This is a genomic window from Paradesertivirga mongoliensis, assembly GCF_024436395.1.
Classification (GTDB): Bacteria; Bacteroidota; Bacteroidia; order Sphingobacteriales; family Sphingobacteriaceae; genus Paradesertivirga; species Paradesertivirga mongoliensis.
The window spans coordinates 673,527-694,881 of record NZ_JAFMZO010000002.1; the positions used below are offsets into that span (position 1 = coordinate 673,527).

Here is a 21,355-nt window from a genome sequence, read left to right on the forward strand (position 1 = left end):
CAGGTTGATTTAGCCCTGCATTACGATTCCTGCCTGCGCAGGAATGACGAGCCGTAATATGTGACGAATCGTGGTTTAAACGACAACCGTTATTTCTCGAAGATCGTCATTGCCGACTCGATCGGCAATCCTAAAGCGATATGCTGGTGCCAGGTTGATTTAGCAACGATTACAAAACCCTTGTAACTAATGTTCGGGCCGGACCTGAAACTCTCCTGTTTCGTGGGGACACGAACCAGGGCGGCGGACGTTTGCGCCGGAACCAGTTTTTCTTTAACTTTAAAATCTTATCACAATGAAAAAGCTCCTTCCCTATCTTTTATTTTTTCTTTTGCCTGCATCAGGAAACGCTCAGGTTTACAAGCTATTTATCAACTCAAGAGACGAGATTTGTGATTCTGCTAAGGCAGAGGCTTTCATCCTTTATACGGCAGGTCCCGATAGCTTATGGCACACCCGCGAGTATCTTATGAACGGCTCCCTGCGATTGAAAGGAACATACAAAGATCCCAATCTTCAAATTTCTCATGGAAGGTTTTCTTATTATCATACCGAAGATTCAGTCCACTACAAACGCAGGGCAGGACTGTTTATTGATGGCGAGAAAGAAGGGATATGGACAGAACATTATCCCAACTCATCATTGAAGATGGTTCAACACTATAAGAAGGGTAAAAAAAACGGAGAATACCGGAACTATTTCCGTGACAGTAAAGAAATATACATCCGTGGTTCTTATAGCGATGATTTAGTAGATGGGGAATGGATAACTTTTGACAAATATAGAAACGTCACCAATGTTGAGATCTGGGAAAAAGGTAAGCTCATCTCTCGAACAAAACCACCTCTTATTTATCGCAAGCCTCTGGTGTCGGCAAAGTTTGAAGCGTTCATAGAATCCGTTCTAAAAGATCAAAGCAATGGGCAGAACCAGCCGGCGACATTCGTAATTGGGGCTTCGCTTGCCGATGACGGCAAATTAGCGAACCCGTCGCTCTTGAGTACCTATGGAGATGCGGCCCGTTTAAGCAAAAAAATACTGGAAATGTTGCAACAGGCTCCTGCCTGGGAACCAGCATATAATGAGAAAGAAAAAAAGGGGGTCAAAGACAGTGTTGCGTTCGTGATCTGGTACTCAAAGGCTGGAATAAACACAGAACTATGCCGCTCTGCTATTCGTCCGGATACTTCAAGTAAAAATCTCATTGAGATTAGCCCAATGCCGCATGGAGGATGGAAACGATTTTACTCCAGGATACAGTCATCATTCTCTATTCGCCAGGACGTCAAGCTCAATAACTTCAAAAGCCCTATCGTGATGGAAACAGAAGAGAACAAAGATATAAAAGGAAGAATAGTGCTGACGTTTAAAGTGGAACACGACGGTCGCCTTTCTGAGCTTAAAGTAATTCGTGGATTAAAGTCCGATGTGAATGAGGCCGCCATTCGGGCAGTAAAAGGAGCGTCATCCGGATGGTTCCCCGGAATCCAAAATAATAGAGCGGTTAAAGTATCCTTTACCCTCCCGCTCATGATTGATTTGAAAGGCGCTATCCAGGGGTCGTTCCCGAATGAATAACATGCAATGCCTCGATGATCGTCATCGGGCCGAACCGATCGGCAATCGTATTAAGCCTTGGTTCGTGTCCCCACGAACCAGTGCGGGAGTATTTGGCAAGTCGTGGTTTAAACGACAACCGTTATTTCTCGAAGATCGTCATTGCCGACTCGATCGGCAATCCTAAAGCGATATACCGGTGCCAGGTTGATTTAGCAACGATTACAAAACCCTTGTAACTAATGTTCGGGCCGGGCCTGAAACTCTCCTGTTTCGTGGGGACACGAACTAGGGCGGCGGGAAACACAAGAGAGCACCTAAACCTTAGAAGCAGGGCAGCACCGAATACTTATTCCGTCTTCGGACCGCGGAGATATCTCACCGCAAGGCTCGGCTCAGGGCCGTTCGATATGACGGGTGAAGAGGTGCTGAGGGCTGTTATGGGTACCGAACCTATAACAACGAAACCCTCCACCCTATTCGTCACCTCGAACGGAGGGAGAGGTCTCCGCAATATGGAAAAGAGGCCGGAGTTTGCAGCCGTTCTGAAATCAATGATTCTGTATCATCGCGAGATATGCCTGGATAAGGATTGCTTTTATTTCCGCAGTTCTCGTTTTTCAGGAACTCTGCGGAAAAAAGGTCTATTCAAGGCAGCTAATCTCCTTTTTAGAATTTTTAAGCTTTGCGAGTGTGTTGTACTTCCTTATTTGTGCATCTACAGATGAGCATGCAACATCCCTGTTTGCAATCTCTTCCGGCTGCGGCTTGTCATGATCTGTGGATACTATCTTAAAGTCTTTTTCAAGGCACTTAACTGGTTTCCCATTTATGATATAAAAACGTTTCTCGGCCACATTATCTGTTGTACCCTGTTGTCCCTTGTCGTTTGAACTAAAAACCCAGGATATACTCCTGTAATAAACGAAAAACGGAGCACCTCTTTTTACAAAATAATAATCGCTGGCCGTGTAATGACTGTATTCTGAATAGGTGTGCTTAATCATCCGCACCTGTCCCCTTTCAGAAAACCAGGTGATTGTTCCTGCTTTTTCGCCACGACAGTTATATTTCTTTGAAATCGAATCTACATCGCCGCTCTCTATTCTTGAATTGATGTAAGCAACCTCTTTTTTAATATCCTCAACACTGCTAAGCTCCCGTACGGAATCTGCCAACTTTCCCTGCGCTTCTTCCCGGGGTGCGGTTATGGTCATCGAAGTGGTGTCGTTTACCGCAACAGGCCTGGAGTTTTCGGTGCAGCCGATAATAGTAAAAAGTAGTATAAAAGATAAGATCCGCATATGGCGCTGTATTTGGTGTGGAAGGTATTTTGTAAAGAACGATATAGTATGATTTTAGTTCTTGTCCTTTTCTTGGGTTTGCCGCAATTGTGCCGACAGAGTCCTGATTTTCATGATAAAGATTTATTCGCCCTGTCGGAAGACTTAAACCAGTGGGGGGCGGGAAACACAACAGTGTCACGAAAGCACCTAACCTTAGAAGCAGGGCAGCAGCGAATACTTAATTCCGTCTGCGGGCCGCGGAGATATCTCACCGCAAGGCTTGGCTCAGGGCCGTTCGATATGACGGGTGAAGAGGTACTGAGGGTTGTTATAGGTACCGAACCTATAACAACGAAACCCTCCACCCTATTCGTCACCTCGAACGGAGTGAGAGGTCTCCGCAAATATGGAAAAGAGGCCGGAGTTTGCAGCCGTTGGGGGAGGTATTCGTCCTAAGCCTAAGCATTAGTTCGTGCCCCCACGAACCAAAAGGTTTGATCTCCTGTTTCGTGGACACGAACCAGGGCGGCGGGGGTTGTTATAGGTACCGGACTTTATACAAATACTTCGTGTGTTACGATGCTTACTTTAAGAGTAACGGAGCTTACTTTAACAGCAACGACGCTTACTTTAAGAGTGACGGAGCTTACTTTATTAGCAACGATGCTTACTTTATAAATCACGGAGCTTACTTTAACAGCAACGGAGCTTACTTTATAAATCGCGGAGCTTGTTTTAACAGCAACGGAGCTTACTTTAAGAGCAACGACGCTTACTTTATCAGCAACGATGCTTACTTTATAAATCACGGTCCTTACTTTAAAAAAAACGTGCTTAATTAAGAACAACGACTCTTATTTTTTATAAACAAGCAGCTGTATCGGAACAATGAGGTTGGCTATTAAGACTCAGGTGGGGTATATTGATGGAGGAAGGCTGTCTCAAATTCTTCAGATCTTGCTGATAAGGACCAAAAACTCAGATCTTTCAAGAGACAGCCTTCTGGTATTACTTACCTCTTCTAAAGTCGAGGCTTAAAATGGGCTTGTAATTTACCGACTTAGGGGTAAATGCTGCTTTCACATAGGTTTTAACCCCTATTCCTAAATCAACGATCCCGCTTCCGGGTGTATAAAGCATTTTATCGCGGTTGAGGCGGGCGGTTTCTACTCTCACTTGTGCTTCGGTTACGTCCTGGGCTTTCTTAGACAGATCTGAATGCAGCGCCATAAGTCCGGCAACGCTAAGCTCGGCTTCATTTGGCTGGTAAGAGGCGTGTGCCGAGAGTACTTCAATAAGAGATGCAAGGTTTGCCAGCTGCATATCGGCCGAGAGCTGCGAAGTAGAGATCTTTCTTACGGGCTCCTCTCCTTCTGCGGGCGCTGCCGGCTTAGGCGAGGAGACACCGCGGATCTTATTTGCCAGACTTGTGGCGCTTTCTACTTCGGCTTTATTGTCGACCGAAGCTTTAAACATGTTTAAGGCGCGGGTAACGAGTTTGCCCAGTGGTGCAAAGGCGGCCTGTTTGGCGTCTACGGCTTGCTGGTACAGGGGTAGTTCGGCTGCAAGTGATTTTAGTGTTGCCGCTGCCGCCTGATGCTGAAGCTCGAGGTTTGTTAAGCTTAATCCGGCTTTGCTTGGATTGTAATCTGTACCGAGGCTTCTCACGCGGGTAAGCAGATCTTCGAAATTGGCCACATTCTTTGCATGGCCGCTGTCTGATTTTGTTGGCATAGGGTAATAGATTAAAGGGTTTATAGATATATTAATTAATAAAAATTCGTCCAGAGGCCCGGGCAAAGCAAAGCCTGTGCATAGCAATAATTTGTGTCAATAAATTTTAAGGACTAATCCTTGATCTAAAACTCTTTAAGATGTTTTCCTGGTCTGTAGCACAGTTCGGTAGCTGATTGAAAACTGTCTTAGGTAAATGTTTTAATGTTAATGCTAATTAAAACAGTTTATATGAAACTTGCAAGAGCCAAGAGTAAATTTTATTTCTTTTAACATTAATAACGCTTCGTTTCTGACATGAGCTATCAAGTGAGCTTATTCCATGCATGGAGCCATTGCTCAAAGAAAAGCTTGAGCACTTCTTCCCTTTCGCGGGCAGTGCAATCTCCGGAGTGGGCCAGGAGACGTTGGTACCGGGTTTCTTTTTGAAGCAGGAATTGCTGTTGCTCGGGGCTGTATGAGCCTTGAGGTGACAGATTTAATGCGACGTATTCCAGAAAGTAATCGGTGGCGAGGAGGGTTTGCTTGTCGGGGTCTATGTGGTCTGATGGGAGGATGATGTGGGAGATGAGATCCTGGAGGAATTGTTGGGGTTGGATTTGGTGGAGGATGCAGGCGAGGTGGAATTGGGTGGGGAGGCGAAGGGTGATGAGGTTTGACATAGCGGCGGATTGTTTAATAATTCTAAACGAAAGTAACGAATTCTAAAACAAATCCAACGAAATTGTTTAACAATTCTAAACAATTGTACCTTACTCGCTAACAGATGTAAAGGGAACGCAAATGACTAAGTTAGGCTTATACTTAACTAAGAAATCTATAAACAAAGCTGAAGTTGCTCGTAGAACTGGAATAAGCAAATCACGGTTGAGTGAGTTGTCGAATAATACTTCTACACAGCTTAGAGGGGATGAACTTTATCTGATTGCGTTGGCGATGGATGTTAATCCGTGTGAGCTATTGGAAAATTTGTATTCGGATTTGAAATTGAAGGAGGAATGATGCCCAGAGCAAAAACTAATAAATACTCCCGTTTTATTGTATTTCTTTTTATTTATATATCTGTTAATGCAAAAGCTCAAGATAGTCCTGCACTAAACGATACCTCGACCACATATCGCGACGGCTTGGTAGTTATTGTTGAAACACTTCCTCATTATCCAGGAGGAGTGAAGAAATTTTATCAACTTATCGAAAAAGAATATAGGTTTACAAGTTCTGCTATCGAAGCTGCGGTCAAAGGGAAAGTAGTTGTTAGCTTTGTTGTTGATAAAGATGGATCGCTTACAGATTTCAAAGTTTTGAGTGATCTTGGCTATGATACGGGAGAACAATTAATCAAGGTTTTAAAAATGTCCGAGAGATGGATTCCGGGAATGCAGAATGGGAAACCTGTTCGTGTTCAATATTCATTACCTGTGAACTTAGAAGCTCCTGTATTGAAAAATCGCCGGAAGAAAAAGCATGATTTAAGGCATGAGTCATAAAGGATCCAGACTAAGACAACGACAATCATCTTTGAATGCTATCCTAACGAACTCATTCACATACAAAACATCTAGTAAACTCCAAAACTCAAACTACCTCAAACCATCATTTAAACCCCTCAGTCAGCGAAGGGCTGACAGCTCCCCTTGAAAAAAGGGGAGCAGGTATGGCGCCTTAGAGCCCCTATCCCCTTAAGGGGAAATGTAAAACGGATAAATATAACAGGTCCTTGAAAAAACCAAAACTTCAGCCTCACCTCCGAACCGCGGAGATACCTCTCTCCGCACCACCGCTTCCACGACCCAACCGTTCGGTATGACGTAAATATGTTATTGCCGTTTCCATAGGAAACAGAATAAAACGTCAACCTCAACACCCAGCCACCCATCATACCCCCAAAACCTAACCTACGAAGCCCGTGAATTCCGCAGTGCCGGCCAAAGTTCTGCCATCAGCTGGCCAGTGCGGAAGGAAGGGCATTGGCTGCTTGCCCGAAGCCAGGCCTTCTGCGCCGGTGGCAAGCAGACGCAGCCCCTGCGCTGATGGGAGAACTGTGCGCTGACTAGAGCCCAAAGGCACCTCGGAATTCACTTGACTTTATTTATAAGTTTCCATCGCTTTTTAAGGAATAAATGAGATCGCTTCGCTAAGTATGGTCCTTTTTGTCAAGAAAAAGGACTAGGCCACCGCGGCCAATGAGCGGACGAAAGGAAATCCAATTTTACAGCTATTTAGTCTCAGCTATCCATATCAACTCCATCTATATCATCATCAATTTTTAATATAAAATCGAATAGTATAATGCCGTAAATTAGATACTCAGACGAATCAAATTATAAACATGGAAAATACAATCGAAGGCATCAACAGCGAAAGCGCTGGCAAATGCCCATTCTCAGGAGCAGCTCTGAAGAATGCTGCTGGCGGCGGCACCAAAAACCGCGATTGGTGGCCAGATAAACTGAATATTGGTATCCTCCGCCAGCACGCCGCGATGTCTGACCCTATGGACCCTGACTTTGACTATGCAAAAGCCTTTCAAAGCCTCGACCTGCAGGCAGTAAAAGCCGACCTGCAGGCCTTAATGACCGATTCTCAGGATTGGTGGCCTGCTGATTTCGGACATTATGGACCGCTTTTTATCCGGATGGCATGGCACAGCGCGGGCACCTACCGTGTATTTGATGGCCGTGGTGGCGGTGGCATGGGCTTGCAACGTTTTGCTCCTTTAAACAGCTGGCCCGATAACGTAAATCTCGACAAGGCACGAAGGCTGTTGTGGCCCGTTAAGCAAAAGTATGGCAAGAAGCTATCTTGGGCAGATTTGATGATACTGGCTGGAAATGTCGCATTAGAAAGCATGGGCTTTAAAACATTTGGTTTCGCGGGTGGCCGTGCCGATGTCTGGGAACCAGCCGAAGATATATTTTGGGGCTCGGAAAAAACCTGGCTGGGTAACGAAGACCGTTATGGGAAGGGCGTTGAGGGTGTGGCAGATCATGGTGTATTACCTTCTGATGAAGATGCAGATGGAAAAATTCACTCCCGCGACTTAAAAGAGCCCTTGGCTGCTGCGCACATGGGCCTGATCTATGTAAATCCGGAAGGACCGGACGGCAACCCCGACCCTATTGCAGCGGCAAAAGATATACGTACCACTTTCGCCCGGATGGCGATGAATGATGAGGAAACGGTGGCTCTGATTGCAGGCGGACATAGCTTTGGAAAAACACACGGAGCCGCATCATCGGATCACGTAGGCAAAGAGCCCGAAGCCGCAGGCCTTGAACATCATGGATTTGGTTGGGCTAATAGTTTTGGATCAGGGAAAGCCGGCGATACCATTACCAGCGGACTGGAAGTTACCTGGACCACCACCCCTACGCAATGGAGCAATAACTTTTTTGAAAATCTTTTTGCGTTTGAATGGGAACTGAGCAAAAGTCCGGGTGGCGCACATCAGTGGGTAGCCAAAGATGCAGGAGAGATCATTCCTGATGCCCATGATCCTTCAAAAAAACGTCGCCCTACCATGCTCACAACAGATTTAGCATTGCGCTTAGATCCTGAATATGAGAAGATCTCCAGACGATTTTTAAATGATGAGAGCGCTTTCGCCGATGCTTTCGCCCGTGCCTGGTTCAAACTAACTCATCGCGATATGGGTCCGCGTGCCTTGTACCTGGGTCCGGAGGTTCCTCAGGAAGAACTGTTATGGCAAGATCCCATCCCGGCAGTTGATCACACCGTAATCGACGATCAGGATGTAGCAGCACTCAAAGGAAAAATTCTGGAAGCCGGACTTAGTATTTCTGAGCTGGTTTCTACAGCCTGGGCCTCTGCCTCTACTTTCCGCGGTTCTGATAAGCGTGGCGGAGCCAACGGTGCCCGCATCCGCTTAGCGCCGCAAAAAGACTGGCATGTAAATAATCCTATTCAGCTCACCAAAGTATTGGCGGTTCTTGAAGGCATTCAAAACGACTTTAACGGAGCAGCGCAAGGCGGAAAAAAGGTGTCGCTTGCTGATCTGATCGTCTTAGCAGGAAGCGCTGCAGTTGAAAAAGCAGTGAGCGACGCAGGATTTAACTTAGCTGTTCCTTTCAGTCCGGGCCGCATGGATGCATCTGCCGAACAAACCGACGTAGAATCTTTTAAATACCTCGAGCCACAGGCAGACGGTTTCCGTAATTACCGGAAATTCAACACCCCGGCATCTACAGAGGCGTTGTTGATTGATAAAGCACAATTGCTAACCCTAACAGTTCCGGAATTAACGGTGCTCCTTGCCGGTATGCGTGCATTAAACACCAATTTTGATCACTCTAAGCATGGCGTTTTCACCGACCGTCCCGGTGTGCTCACAAACGACTTTTTAGTGAATATCCTCGATATGGGCACTGCCTGGAAGGCAATGGGCGAAGACAAAGAACTATATTTAGGCACAGACCGTAAAACCGGGCAACCTAAGTATACCGCTACTCGTGCAGATCTTGTTTTTGGATCAAATGCTGAGCTAAGAGCAGTAGCAGAAGTGTACGCAAGCACAGATGCTGAAGAGAAATTTGTTAAAGATTTTATAGCAGCCTGGGTAAAAGTGATGAACCTCGACAGGTTTGATTTAAAGTAATAAGCTGTATTGAAAAAGTGCCGCCTCATAGTCAATCACTATGAGGCGGTTTTTTTATGGGCATTGTGTCTTAAACCAGCTCAATACAATCTTATTTCAATTAAGCACCCAGCAACCTAAACCACAAAAACTTCAGCCTCACCTCTAAACCGCGGAGATACCTCTCTCTTCCGCATCGCCACTTCTACGACCCCACCGTTCGGTATGACGTAAATATGTTATTGCCGTTTCCATAGGCCAAAGCCCAAACGTCAACCTTCCCAAGCCTTGGTTCGTGTCCTCACGAACCAATCACATAAGCTGTGCTGCCAAAGACTTGAACAAGAAAGGTTACACTCACTCTCCATGAATTCACTGACTTTCACTATTGGCAAAGCTTAAGTTAGGCTAACTATAGCTATTATAAAAGGTCCGAGTTGCAAACTCGAACCAGCACATGCTCGGACCAGCGTGGGGAGTACGGGTTTAAGTAAAGTTCGTTTTGAGTGAGCTGTCTCTTAACGAAAAAGCCAAGCTCCGGGCTGATGAGCTTTATTTAATTGCTTTAGCAATGGACGTTAATCCGTGTGAGTTGCTGGAGAATGTTTGTTCGGAGTTGAAGTTGAAGGAGTAATGTGGCTAATTGAGATTTTTTTGAAGCATTCATATTACGTATCACAGTCAAGTCAAGCCACTGGCTTGTTCACCTTGCGTATTGCGGTTATAGGGTATAAGTTATTAGGACTAGTAAATTCATATAGTTCGATTAGCCCCTTCTGTTCTAGGACATTGACCATATCGTAACTTGTTCTATAATCATAGCCCTGCGCTCCTAAATAGTTTGTGACGAAGTGCTTCAAACTGATGAAGTTATCCCGAGTCTTCAATGCCCACCGTTCGCTATCTGCTAATTTTTCCAAAAAAGTCTCTTCGGAAATAACTTGATAAGTGGCAAATGTACTTGCAATATTTTCTTGAATCGTCACCTTTTCATCAATGCTAAACGTAATGCCATCAATTTTTGAATTAGCATTCGTGATTATTTCTTCTAACTCCTTTGTAAGAGTATCTGCATTATCTAAATCTATACGGGTGAAAAGATTATTATGCGCAACTTTATGTCTTATCTTCTCCAAATCTTCCCACTTAGTTTGGAAGCCCTTCTCTTTGAATGTATCTTGAAAAAACTTCGTATAATTACTTTCTAATTCCTTTTTTAAGTTCTTAATTGCAGCTGGCGACTCCTCTAAGCCTAACACCTTTGAGACAATGTCTTCCCGACTAATAAACCCCGAGGATTGTGAATGCACAATTTTACCTAACTCCCCAAAATCAATCAAGAAAGCCTTGTTGTCTATAAATCCTGAAAAAAACGTTTCATTATTCTTTCTAGTATTAACCTTCTTTTTCATTTCTGAGTCTGCGGTAACGTTCCACCAACTGGGACCCAATTTGGTTATGAAAAATTTCATAACGTACTTTCTTAAAAGGTTTTCGACTAAGTTTATTTTAGGATAAATGCGACAAGAGATTTCAGAGGATACTTCGTCTAATAGAATATAAATCTGGTTATATCCCTGATTATTTAAATATTTAACAATTTTTATCCGAAATTGCTCCATAGGATCGAAATCTCCTTTGACTTTTATAAGAAAGGTATTTTTAACATTTAGATCGCTTTCTTCTTCTTTACTTAGCTGCTTTATGTTAAGTGAGATATTTTGTTTATCATCAATAATAGAGATATCTCTTTTATTTGCATTGATCCATAATTCGTTATTGGCAAGGAGAGAATAGGTTAAGTTTTCTTCAGATTTAATAACCGATGTGCCGGAGGCATCTAGACATAGAATCTCGAAAGTATATTTTGTCTTCATATTCGTATTTAAAAAAGGTGTTTTGTTGCTCTGCGATAAACTCGTCAGCCTAATGGTGAATTAATAAGATTTAAAATCGGCAACTTACCTTCGTAAGACTGGAAGTGATTTAACCAAGTTCGCTCTAGCTTCGGTAAGTTCTTTTCATTATAACCTAAATAATAAAACCACACCGCTTTCCCATCTCCCGTCGGTTTAACTTTACCTAAGCTATCAACATGTTGTTTGAACCGGATATTTAATTTTAGTGCTAGACCAATATACAAGATTGTACCATCAAAAGCGGTCAGCACATAACAACCACTTTCCCTTGGCACATGCATCATAAAGGCGAGTTTGAATTGAACCTTTTTTACTGGTAATGGGTCTAAGTTATCAATTTTCACAGCTCAATTTCCTTCTGAAAATTAGTCTTATGTAATGCTTTCACCATTTCTGTATTTATTTGGTTAATGGCTCCAGAGTTTAAGAAACTGGCTTTGCCACCTTTGGTCCAAAATTCTGTATGTCCGACACCAGCATAATCACCTTCAACATTTTCAAATGTAGATAGAAGAAGTCCTTCCATAGTTTCTACTTTGAAGTCCGGCATGTTTATCATTTTATTGAAGAAAGGAACCGAAAACTTACAAAACAGCTCTACCCCGTTATATTTAAATAGCACCGTCGGATCATCTGTTCCTAAAATATTCGTTATTGCTTTCCAATAATTAAGGAATATTTTGTGCTGAATATCCTGATTTTTGATACTAATAGGATTATTTGCAACAAGAACATGTCTTTTGATCGATTGGACAAAACTCTTCTGATTGACACTTGCTTCTTTATTAATTTGATTAGCCATCTCAATCTTATTGTACCACGGACTTTGACTTTCACGGTTTAGAAAGTCGACAAATTTGAGAGCTAAATCATCTTCTCCTTTTTCTACTGCCCGAGATATCCATTTCGGCAGATTCGGAATATCTTCCACTTCCAATGCTTGAGTTAATCGAGAATAAATACGCTGCTCAACCCCTTTTTCGACACTCCGTTGAGTGGTATTTACTATAAGGAAATGACACATTTGAGCTATATTGGATAAATTAATTGCAATATTCACAGGAACTTCAAAATCTAGAACCCTGCGATCTTTATCAGCTGCCATCTTTAAACCTTCAACCCTATGTTGGCCATCTACGATACTAAAAGGACCAATTTCTTTCACATCTATTTCAATGGAATTGTTTTCCGGCTTGAACGCGATATTCTTGTTAGTAGCCATGAATATACTGGTTGGTAAAAAAGCATCCTTAGTATCTTGTCCGCTAACAATGTAATCTGATAGCTTTTTGGCTCGTGCAGTATTTAACAATCGCTGATATCCCTTATTATCTTCGTTAGGATCAAGAGTTTCAACACTATAAAAGTTTGGAATCAGTAAGTCGGAGACTTTCAAAGATGTAGTGTAAAGGGTTAACTGCCCTTGTTTAACTATGGCAGCAGGTCTGATGATTTTCATGGGTATAAATTTATTTTGTTTTTACGCCATGACTTCTCCAAGCTCTCTGTCTGTCTCTTCCAGTCTGACGGTTCTTTATTTTTTAAGTCTATAAAATTTTGCTTGTGGTAATTGTGTACCAAATTGCATAACTCATGAACAATCACATATTCAATACAGTCTTACTTTAATTAAGGGGTAATCTTTCACTATGTTTGGATGGCAGCGTGAAATCTAAAAACTCAGAGGTGAATTTATGGAATTAATTTAGAAATGCAAATGTTCTAGTTACTTACTAAATTGAGCTAACTGAGCAACACAAGCGGATGCTTTCGCCTTTTGTTGGTATTGTCACCAACAAAACAATAATCGTGAAGCGTCTAGAGTCCATTATCGGGCTTGTTGGTGACAACACCAACAAGAGCAGAGTTGCAAACGGGGACTATTTAGAGTAGGCAAGTCAGAGACTCCTTTTTTATTATGAATCCGTAGAGCCCTGCGGAACTCTACGGACAGTGAGGGCCGCCCTGTCGAAAGACTTAAACCAAATGAGGAGCACTAAAATGGATTTCTAACCTGCTCGCACATATGTTCATAAGAATTAAAAAAAATGGGAGGTTCAACGTCACTGCTTCTAAAGTTCTTCAGAACTTTATACTCATTTGCTAAGTATAAAAATTTTGGATTACCATAACCCAACTTCATAGAATTAAACATAATAGCGTAAAGCTCATTTTGTGATAGTTGTGCCCGTATCAACGCAGCATAAAATTTCTTTTGCTTAGGTACTAAATAATGGCTGGTGTGTATGAACTTAAATATATGATATAGGTTACGGAAATAATGATTTAAAATAGGCTCGAATTCTAAAGCATAGCGTTGAAGGTATTCCTTCTCCATCAACGCCGTAACCTCCTCTACAGAACGAATATTTCTATCGAAATGATGCATCCTTAATTGGGTACCATCGGAATCCCATAGTTCCACCTCTTCGATAGATGCAAAATCCTTTAGCCGCTCCTTGCAATCCTCAAATACTTTTCTGCCAATCTTCCCCTTGTATTGTATGCCGTTCACGAGCTCATGATGCAAAGAAACCATATTAAAAAATGTGGTTTCAAATTGTTGAAGACGAAAAGATTCTGCTTGTGCTATCGCAGAAGCTTTGGTGTCATGTATTTCGTTCCTTTGGAGAATAACCCCTATAAGTATACCGAGAAAAGCCATTCCTGAAAAAATAGAATTAGTCACCCCGAACATATCGCCAAACGTACCTCTATCAGTCTTGTCCTCCAAGGAGACGTATGTTAGAAACAATGCAAGGCAAATTAAAAAGAAGATTAAACCAACGGCAAAAATCTGTAGTCCAGTAATTGAGCCTTCTCTTTTCGATGTCATATGTTTTTTAACAAGTGTTTAAGTCAGAGTCTAATATATTAGGGACAGCAGAGTCCGAAGGAAGAGTTAATCCATGTCTAATTAGGCCTTACACAACATTTACTCTCTATATCAAGGGCAATCCTAACTCTTTCAAAAACTCATTATGCTTCTCCGTATTCACCCTTATACTTTCATTTATAGCAGTCAATTTTTCATTCACTTCCTCCAGGTCAATTTTCACCTCGTCAATTGATGTGCTCACATACCTGGAAATATTTAAATTATACCCGTTCTTTTCAATTTCTTCCATTGATACTCTACGAGCATACCTCTCAATATGATCGGGGCGAACTTGATAAGTTTCAACAATATCCCTAATATCATTAGTTTCCCCTTCTTTGCCGTCTCGCAGTGTATTTTGCCTTTTTCCTGCCAGGTAGCGCTCACTAGCATTTATAAATAATACATCATCCTCCTTCTTGCACTTTTTCAATACCAGAATACAAACCGGGATACCCGTAGAATAAAACAGATTAGAAGGCAGGCCGATGACCGTGTCAACATTATTATCTTTTAAAAGTTTAGTACGAATTCTTTCTTCTGCTCCACCTCTGAATAAAACACCGTGCGGTAGGATAATAGCCATTGTTCCCTCTTTTGATAAGAAGTGGAAACCGTGCAATAAAAAGGCAAAGTCAGCAGCCGACTTGGGCGCAAGACCGTACCCCTTGAAACGGAAATCTTCTGCTAACACATCGTTAGGCTCCCAGCGTAAACTGAAGGGCGGATTTGCAACAACCGCATCAAATTCTATCTTGTTGGCTGGGTTCATTTCGTTGAGTAGGGGCCATTGGTTCTCCAGTGTATCTCCGTGGAATATCTCAAACTCGGTATCTTTCATGCCGTGCAAAAGCATATTCATTCGGGCAAGGTTATAGGTGGTAATATTTTTCTCCTGTCCGTAGGTTTTCCCAATATTACCTTCATTGTCCTTCATGTGCTTGCGTACATTCAGTAATAGCGATCCCGACCCACATGCGAAATCTAAAACCTTATCCAGTTTTCTTTTCCTTCCTGTTGCCGGGGCTTGGCTGTCTAGGGTTACTATTTCCGAAAGAATGGTAGAAATTTGTTGAGGTGTATAAAATTCCCCTGCTTTCTTACCGGAGCCAGCTGCAAATTGGCCAATCAAATACTCGTAGGCATCGCCAAGAGTGTCTGAGTCAACAGAAAAATCTCTGATACCTTCTGCGATCTTTTGAATGATGGTACAAAGTTTTTTATTTCTCTCTTTTGGTATTTTCCCTAACTTTTCTGAATTCAAATTAATTTCGGAAAACAAACCTTGAAAGGTACTTTCAAATGATTCGTTTTCTATGAACCGAAATCCAGCCTCGAGCGTTTCCAATAAATCATCATGTTGTGTTCTCGCTAATTCTGTGATATTGCTCCACAGATGGTGAGGCTTTATAACGTAATGCACTTTCCGACGCATTTGCTTTTCGAACTCCGCTACCTCATCTGGATTCTCTCGATACCAAATTGCTAAAGGGGTATTGGCTTTAAGCATCGACATAACATCCGCAGGAGTGTCATCAGGATAATCTTTTCCTAATTCTTTTTTCGCAGATTGCTCATAATTATAAGACAAGTACCTAAGAAAGAGAAAAGAAAGCATATAATCACGAAAATCATCCGCGTTCATCGCCCCCCTCAAATTGTCAGCTATATTCCAAAGGGTTTTACCCAGTTTTTGTTGTTCTTTTTGTGTCATGCTAATGGCCCTATATTTTCTTCATCGAATAAAATATTGTTGAACTTGTAATTATTCAGATAGTTATTGAAAATGCTTTTAAAATATTCCTTATTCTCCTCTATCATTTCCACTGGTTCAAATAAGGAATATGCTCCGTGGCTCATTATATTCACTAATCTGGCATGTAATGTTTTCTCCTCATCATCGCCATCTATCTCCATACAATCCGAAAACTTATTGAATCCATGAAAGTTGGCCGCTTTTTCAAGTATTGTTCTTAAAACGTTAAAATGATAGGTATATAATCTGTCGTCTTCAATCGCTTTTTTCAGCTCTTGCACTAAAGAAACGTGATAAACAAACGGTGAATCTGTGGTGGATTTCAATTTATAGCCATCGCTTGCCTTTTTGACGAAATACTTCTTTGCACTCCCAAACTCATTACACAAAACATTAAAAAACAGCGCGTGGTGGGTAGAAATAACTGACCTAATATCATTACCCCCTGATTTAAGCATTTGCGCCAAATGGTGAGCTACAGAAATAGCATTTTGGTCATCCAAAGAAGAAATAGGGTCGTCAACATATATATATTTTACCCAATTATATTTTTCTTGCTTATCAATGGCGAGTTGGATAATTGATAGAAAAAAGCACCAAACAAATAATCGTTCTTCGCCTCTTGAAACTTTGATAAATTGATGCCTTACCGTTTCTTCATTAATCCGCTCCTCTCGCGTAAAAATGACATGCCAATTGGTGTAATCAATAAAAAAATCAAAATCAGTATACCTCCTTAGCAAAGGTCTAATTCTGTTTTCCATTTCTAGCTCCGGAAGCCCTTCAAAAAATTTTGAGTCACCATTTATTCTTAACACCCTTTCTGTGTCGTTCACTAGGTCATTGTCCCAATAAAATAAGTCCTCTGTGAACGCATTAAAATATAAAGTGTCCCTATCATTTACATTTCCATCTTCATCGAACCTCTTGCCAGCCTGCCTAAAGTCCATCGAGAGCCTTGTCTTTCCCGTTCCATTGTAAGCAAAAAGCAAGTGTACCTTTTTCTCTTGACCTCTCAAATGAGAAACAAAATGATTTAATTGTGAAAATGAATAGTGTTCTATCGCTGGCATATTTTAGTCATTCAATTTCGGAAATAAGACCTGCATCAAACCCTTCTTATGCAAATGCAACTGTTCTATTTTCGCCCTTTGTGCCAGTATTAAATTATCCAAAGAGGAAAGGCAAGAAGCAATTTTTTCTTGCTCCCCAAACTCATTGGGGATGATTAACTGTGTATCCAATATTATTTTATTGGAACTATGGCGAACCGTAGAGCCCGAAGCAGTACTTTTAATTCTTCTATGAAATTGACTTGTCAGAAAATATTGTAATAGGAAGCGTTTATCTAGGTTCGACGTAATTGTCACCTTGATAATGCGCTGATTTAACAAAACATTTCCATCTTCTTGTGTTAGGAGGATTGGTTTGCCAAGAAGCTCACAAGAAGGAGTTAAATCTGTTAATAGCAGAAGTAGATCATCCGGTACACATAGGTGCTTGGGGTCAAATTGTTCAGTTGTAAATTTCGTATTCCCTTTGTCAAAATTTGCTTTTCCTTCCTTGGTAAAGTTTTTTGGGGTAATTAGTTTTTTTCCCTGTTTCGAAAAAAACTTACTTTGAAAGGCATACCCAGAGGTTAGATCAACATGTTCAGCCAGTGCTGTTTTTTTCCATTCCTGTACAAACTCCGAAAAACGATATTTTGGCGCTTTTTCACCTTCTTGCGGAAAAAGGTTTTGCATCAGGCCCTTTTTATAGTATTTGAGTAGTTCTAATTTTTGGCTGTGGGCAGTAATTAATTCATCTAGAGAAGAAAGGCACGAGGCGATTTTTTGCTGTTCTGCTGAGTTTGGTACAGACAGTGTTAAATTTAAAAAAGCCCCTTTCGAAATATTATATCTTGTGCTTCCCTGTGCTAAGGCAGTAATGGCTTTCCGATAGATAGGACTATGGAACAAATAGCGTGAGAATTGTGGTTGTATTTCATCTAAATTGAATGGTCGAAGCGAGAAACAAAAGCTATTTAAATACGTGGGTTCTTTGGGCACTTCAACTAGCACAGATGCAAAACCAACCTCATTCGGCGTTTCTGAAGAGGTAGTAAATAAAACATCTCCTCTTTGTAAAGTGTTTTGATTTTCATTAGTATAAATTTTGACCCTACCACAATCGCGATAATCAATGACGGAGTTATCAAAAACTTGTTTATAAGTCACAAACGGCATTCCTTCACCGAAATCCTCACCACTTTTTCCGGTTAACCCACTAATCGTGTCTCCCAGTTCAGATATTTTTTTCGACTTCCACGCTTCTCCAAGCACAAATTCCGGAAAACGTAGTTCCGGCAGCAATGCATTAACTTTACTCATAAGCCGCTAATCCAGAAATTACTCGTCCTTGCGCTATTTTTTTTAATTGAGGCACTAAATCTTCCATCAATGCCAGCTCTTTTACTCGTCGTTCTTTCCAACTTAGTCCCAGTAGTTCTAAAAGGTCCGTCAATTTTTCTCCGTCGAAAATCATCCGGCTCATTATATTATCTACAAAAGTTTTTAGGTCTGCTGTTTTCAAACCGTGTCTGTTAGCAATGACTGCTAACTCCTTCTCATTCTTCTCTATTTTAAAGATTTCGTAGCCTTGCCGCAACGCGTCCACATCGTGCCCGCTATTCCAGTCTAAATTATTGATATAATCTGTCAGGTCTTCCTCTTCATCCAGCAAGTTGGAATTTGACTTCAGCAAACCGATCACCTGTGCTTTGGTCATTTTCTCCTTCGCAGGTTTCTTTTGGGTGCTATCCGCAATCAGATTAATAATGTAATCGTAGTCGATCACCGTAGAAGCAAAAAGCACAAATTCAAAATCCAGCTGCTGGATTTCAGAAGGAGCCTCGCCACCGTCCTTTTGCTGTATTTCTCTAAAATACTTAGCGGTTTCTATGTACGAACTCCTGAACTCCTGCAAGGTTTCTTGTGGCAAAATAGCTTCCATGCTTGCCTTTAGCCCCTCATCTAAATCCGTGTATTGATCGAGCTGCGTTTTTAGCCGCTGTACCTCCTTGAAATTTTTCAAGAAAGCAATCCGTGCAGCATCACCTCTTAAATTGTATACTTCTTGCGGCTCGTTGACCAGATTATGTTCCTGCATAAAAATGCCCAAAGCTTCTACTGCTTTTTGGTACTTTTCCATTACTACGGGTGCAGGGTCAACCATCCAGATTTCTCTGGCTCGCCCACTGTCCTCACCAGAAAAAAGAGCAATAGCCTGATTTACCGCTTCCTGCTGCGAACGAAAATCCAGTATATTACCGTAAGGCTTGGTATCGTTGAGCACTCGGTTAGTACGGGAAAATGCTTGAATCAATCCATGGTACTTTAGGTTCTTATCCACATAAAGCGTGTTCAAATATTTGGAATCAAAACCGGTGAGCAACATATCTACCACGATGGCAATGTCGATTTTTTTTTTATGTGGATAGTCTTTGTTGCTGTACTTCTGGTTCTTGATGCGAGATTGGACATCCTGGTAGTACAGATCAAATTCGTTGATCGTATGACTAGTGGCATATTGCAGATTGTAATCAGCAATTATCTCCGTTAAGGCTTTTTTCTTCTCTTCCGGGTTGGACTGATTGTCCAGTTTCTCCTGCTGAAGATCTTCTTGCAACTGCCGCACATCTGCCGCGTTTTTCTGACTCTGTTGATCGCCGTCTTTAGCAATTAATTGAGAAGGAGGTGAGAAAACACATGCAATATTCAGTGGCACATAATCAGGGTTTTCGCCTTGCTTCCTCTGAACTTCTTTGAATAACCGATAATATTCGATAGCGTTATTTATAGAAGCCGTCGCCAATACTGCATTGAAACGTCTGGAATTGGTGGCGGCATCATGCCTATCCAGAATTGCTTCTACTATCGCTTGTTGCGCAACAGTTTCGCCGGGTTTCACAGGCTGAGAGCCCTTGCCTTTGTAATAGTCAATATGAAACCGCAAAACGTTTCTGTCGTCTATGGCATGCGTAATGGTGTAGGCATGTAGCTGCTTTTCAAAAATGCTCGTAGTGGTTTTGTATGTTTCATATTCACCCTCTCTGATGCTATATGTAGCATTTTCATCAAAAATAGGCGTTCCGGTAAAACCAAACAATTGAGCATTAGGGAAGAACTCTTTGATAGCTTTGTGATTTTCTCCAAACTGGGAACGGTGACATTCATCAAAAATAAAAACGATACGTTTTTTGCTTAATGGCTCGAGACGTTCTTTGTAATTTTTCTTATTTGTTCCATCTAAAGCAAGGCCCAGTTTTTGGATGGTCGTAACAATGACCTTATCTGCATAATCAGTCGATAGTAAACGCCTTACCAGAGTTTCAGTATTCGTATTTTCTTCCACGCTTCCTTCCTGAAATTTATTGAACTCTTCACGGGTTTGCCGATCAAGGTCCTTACGGTCAACTACAAACAAACATTTTTCAACATCAGGAGTGTCTTTAAGGATAGTAGAAGCCTTGAAAGAAGTAAGAGTTTTACCGCTACCTGTGGTGTGCCAAATATACCCATTCCCTCGATTTTCATCAATGCAATTCTTTATAGCCTTTACAGCATAGATCTGGTATGGGCGCATCACCAGCAATTTCTGTTCGCTTTCCACTAATACCATGTACTTGCTGATCATTTCGCCAAGCGTGCACTTGCTCAGGAAGTTTTGGACAAAGTCGTAAAGTGCATTTATTTTTTTGTTATCTCTGTCCGCCAGCTCATAGACCGGCAGGAATTGCTCATCTGCGTTGAAAGCAAAATGCTGATTCTTGTTGTTCGCAAAGTAGAGTGTTCTGTAGCCATTACTTACAATGAACAACTGCATAAAACATAGCAGCGTATTCCCATATCCGTTTCCGGGCTCATTCTTGTACTCCACAATTTGCTGCATGGCTTTACGGTGGGAGATGTCGCCTTTTTTCAACTCGATCTGCACCAGCGGTAGCCCGTTCAACAACAGGATCACGTCATAGCGTTGATGGCTGTTTTCGGTATTTATACGAAGTTGACTGATCACTTCAAAATCGTTCTTGCACCAGTCTTTGTTATTTACAAGTGTATAATGCAGCGGGGTGCCGTCCTCGCGCTGGAAATACTGTTTTTCCCGCAGGAGCTTAGACGCAACGAAAACATCAGGATGTATTATTTCTTCACGAAGGCGTAAGAATTCGTTATCAGAAAGCCGAACGCGATTTAGAGCTTCAAATTTATTCTTGAAGTTTTGTTCAAGCGTTTTTCTATCGATAATATCATTTCGATGGATATACTTAAGTTCAGTAAGTTGCTTGATTAAGCTTTCTTCTATTTGATTTTCTTTACTCATTCAAATATCTTGATTTTCCTTATACCGGTAATGGAACAATTCAAATTCCTTAAACCCATGGAGAGGTAGTCGTGTCAAAAATAGTATTCTTTGGCTAGTATTAAAGGATTTCGCATTTGTTTCTCATCTTAAATTCTCAAATTGTCCTCGGGGTAATGAGGATGAAGTGAGAACAGCAATTTTATTGCACCTTACATCATTTTGAGTTAAACCAAGCCTGCTGAACCAGAGTATCCATCGAGCTACTCATCACATAATCCTCAGCT

The 21,355-nt window shown here is 41.6% G+C and carries 19 protein-coding genes; 5 read left to right on the top strand and 14 right to left on the bottom strand.

Annotated features, from left to right (window positions below; genetic code table 11):
- The first annotated feature begins 295 nt into the window (after positions 1-295).
- A complete protein-coding gene (locus tag J3P43_RS09125) occupies positions 296-1,579 on the top strand; it encodes an energy transducer TonB (protein WP_255901374.1) in 1,284 nt (427 codons plus the stop codon).
- Between the two features lie 623 nt (positions 1,580-2,202).
- On the opposite strand, the gene J3P43_RS09130 is transcribed toward J3P43_RS09125, so the two are convergent.
- Positions 2,203-2,862, bottom strand: a complete 660-nt coding sequence (locus J3P43_RS09130; RefSeq protein WP_255901375.1) for a hypothetical protein — start codon at positions 2,860-2,862, stop codon at positions 2,203-2,205.
- 48 nt (positions 2,863-2,910) lie between these two features.
- Here J3P43_RS09130 and J3P43_RS09135 point away from each other — a divergent pair, with 48 nt between their 5' ends.
- Complete coding sequence (locus tag J3P43_RS09135) at positions 2,911-3,300, top strand: hypothetical protein (RefSeq protein WP_255901376.1); 390 nt, start codon at positions 2,911-2,913, stop codon at positions 3,298-3,300.
- A 98-nt stretch (positions 3,301-3,398) separates the two neighbouring features.
- On the opposite strand, the gene J3P43_RS09140 is transcribed toward J3P43_RS09135, so the two are convergent.
- The 3 genes from J3P43_RS09140 to J3P43_RS09150 form a co-directional block, all read right to left on the bottom strand.
- On the bottom strand, positions 3,399-3,653 hold the full coding sequence (locus J3P43_RS09140) for a hypothetical protein (protein WP_255901377.1): 255 nt from the start codon (positions 3,651-3,653) through the stop codon (positions 3,399-3,401).
- Between the two features lie 199 nt (positions 3,654-3,852).
- Positions 3,853-4,578, bottom strand: coding sequence for a hypothetical protein (locus tag J3P43_RS09145; protein ID WP_255901379.1), 726 nt, complete (start codon positions 4,576-4,578; stop codon positions 3,853-3,855).
- A 305-nt stretch (positions 4,579-4,883) separates the two neighbouring features.
- Positions 4,884-5,240, bottom strand: a complete 357-nt coding sequence (locus tag J3P43_RS09150) for a hypothetical protein (protein WP_255901380.1) — start codon at positions 5,238-5,240, stop codon at positions 4,884-4,886.
- 121 nt (positions 5,241-5,361) lie between these two features.
- On the opposite strand from J3P43_RS09150, the gene J3P43_RS09155 reads away from it, so the two are divergent.
- Both J3P43_RS09155 and J3P43_RS09160 read left to right on the top strand, forming a co-directional pair.
- A complete protein-coding gene (locus J3P43_RS09155; RefSeq protein WP_255901381.1) occupies positions 5,362-5,580 on the top strand; it encodes a helix-turn-helix domain-containing protein in 219 nt (72 codons plus the stop codon).
- Entirely contained in the window at positions 5,577-6,065 is a 489-nt protein-coding gene (locus J3P43_RS09160; RefSeq protein ID WP_255901383.1) for an energy transducer TonB, read from the top strand. The genes J3P43_RS09155 and J3P43_RS09160 overlap by 4 nt, the downstream gene beginning before the upstream one ends.
- A gap of 403 nt (positions 6,066-6,468) precedes the next feature.
- On the opposite strand, the gene J3P43_RS09165 is transcribed toward J3P43_RS09160, so the two are convergent.
- Positions 6,469-6,657, bottom strand: a complete 189-nt coding sequence (locus tag J3P43_RS09165; RefSeq protein ID WP_255901384.1) for a hypothetical protein — start codon at positions 6,655-6,657, stop codon at positions 6,469-6,471.
- A 250-nt stretch (positions 6,658-6,907) separates the two neighbouring features.
- On the opposite strand from J3P43_RS09165, the gene katG reads away from it, so the two are divergent.
- Positions 6,908-9,193, top strand: a complete 2,286-nt coding sequence (gene katG, locus J3P43_RS09170; protein WP_255901385.1) for a catalase/peroxidase HPI — start codon at positions 6,908-6,910, stop codon at positions 9,191-9,193.
- A gap of 665 nt (positions 9,194-9,858) precedes the next feature.
- Here the strand turns inward: katG and J3P43_RS09175 are convergent.
- The 9 genes from J3P43_RS09175 to J3P43_RS09215 all read right to left on the bottom strand — a co-directional run bounded on the left by J3P43_RS09175 (position 9,859) and on the right by J3P43_RS09215 (position 21,089).
- On the bottom strand, positions 9,859-11,049 hold the full coding sequence (locus tag J3P43_RS09175; protein WP_255901388.1) for a HEPN domain-containing protein: 1,191 nt from the start codon (positions 11,047-11,049) through the stop codon (positions 9,859-9,861).
- A 44-nt stretch (positions 11,050-11,093) separates the two neighbouring features.
- The gene (locus J3P43_RS09180) at positions 11,094-11,435 is read right to left on the bottom strand and encodes a GIY-YIG nuclease family protein (RefSeq protein WP_255901390.1); all 342 of its coding nucleotides are present in this window, start codon (positions 11,433-11,435) and stop codon (positions 11,094-11,096) included.
- Entirely contained in the window at positions 11,432-12,550 is a 1,119-nt protein-coding gene (locus J3P43_RS09185) for a DGQHR domain-containing protein (protein ID WP_255901392.1), read from the bottom strand. The genes J3P43_RS09180 and J3P43_RS09185 overlap by 4 nt, the downstream gene beginning before the upstream one ends.
- Complete coding sequence (locus J3P43_RS09190) at positions 12,547-12,705, bottom strand: YgjP-like metallopeptidase domain-containing protein (RefSeq protein WP_379126074.1); 159 nt, start codon at positions 12,703-12,705, stop codon at positions 12,547-12,549. Before J3P43_RS09190 ends, J3P43_RS09185 begins: the two co-directional genes overlap by 4 nt.
- A gap of 382 nt (positions 12,706-13,087) precedes the next feature.
- Positions 13,088-13,927 (bottom strand): putative phage abortive infection protein, encoded by an 840-nt coding sequence (locus tag J3P43_RS09195; protein ID WP_255901396.1) that lies wholly within the window; start codon positions 13,925-13,927, stop codon positions 13,088-13,090.
- A 106-nt stretch (positions 13,928-14,033) separates the two neighbouring features.
- Positions 14,034-15,683 (bottom strand): type I restriction-modification system subunit M, encoded by a 1,650-nt coding sequence (locus J3P43_RS09200; protein WP_255901400.1) that lies wholly within the window; start codon positions 15,681-15,683, stop codon positions 14,034-14,036.
- Positions 15,680-16,798 (bottom strand): AAA family ATPase, encoded by a 1,119-nt coding sequence (locus J3P43_RS09205; protein WP_255901402.1) that lies wholly within the window; start codon positions 16,796-16,798, stop codon positions 15,680-15,682. The genes J3P43_RS09200 and J3P43_RS09205 overlap by 4 nt, the downstream gene beginning before the upstream one ends.
- A 3-nt stretch (positions 16,799-16,801) precedes the next feature.
- Positions 16,802-18,097: a restriction endonuclease subunit S gene (locus J3P43_RS09210; protein WP_255901404.1), complete on the bottom strand. Its 1,296-nt coding sequence runs from the start codon at positions 18,095-18,097 to the stop codon at positions 16,802-16,804.
- Positions 18,090-21,089 (bottom strand): type I restriction endonuclease subunit R, encoded by a 3,000-nt coding sequence (locus tag J3P43_RS09215; protein ID WP_255901407.1) that lies wholly within the window; start codon positions 21,087-21,089, stop codon positions 18,090-18,092. The genes J3P43_RS09210 and J3P43_RS09215 overlap by 8 nt, the downstream gene beginning before the upstream one ends.
- Positions 21,090-21,355: the final 266 nt, after the last annotated feature.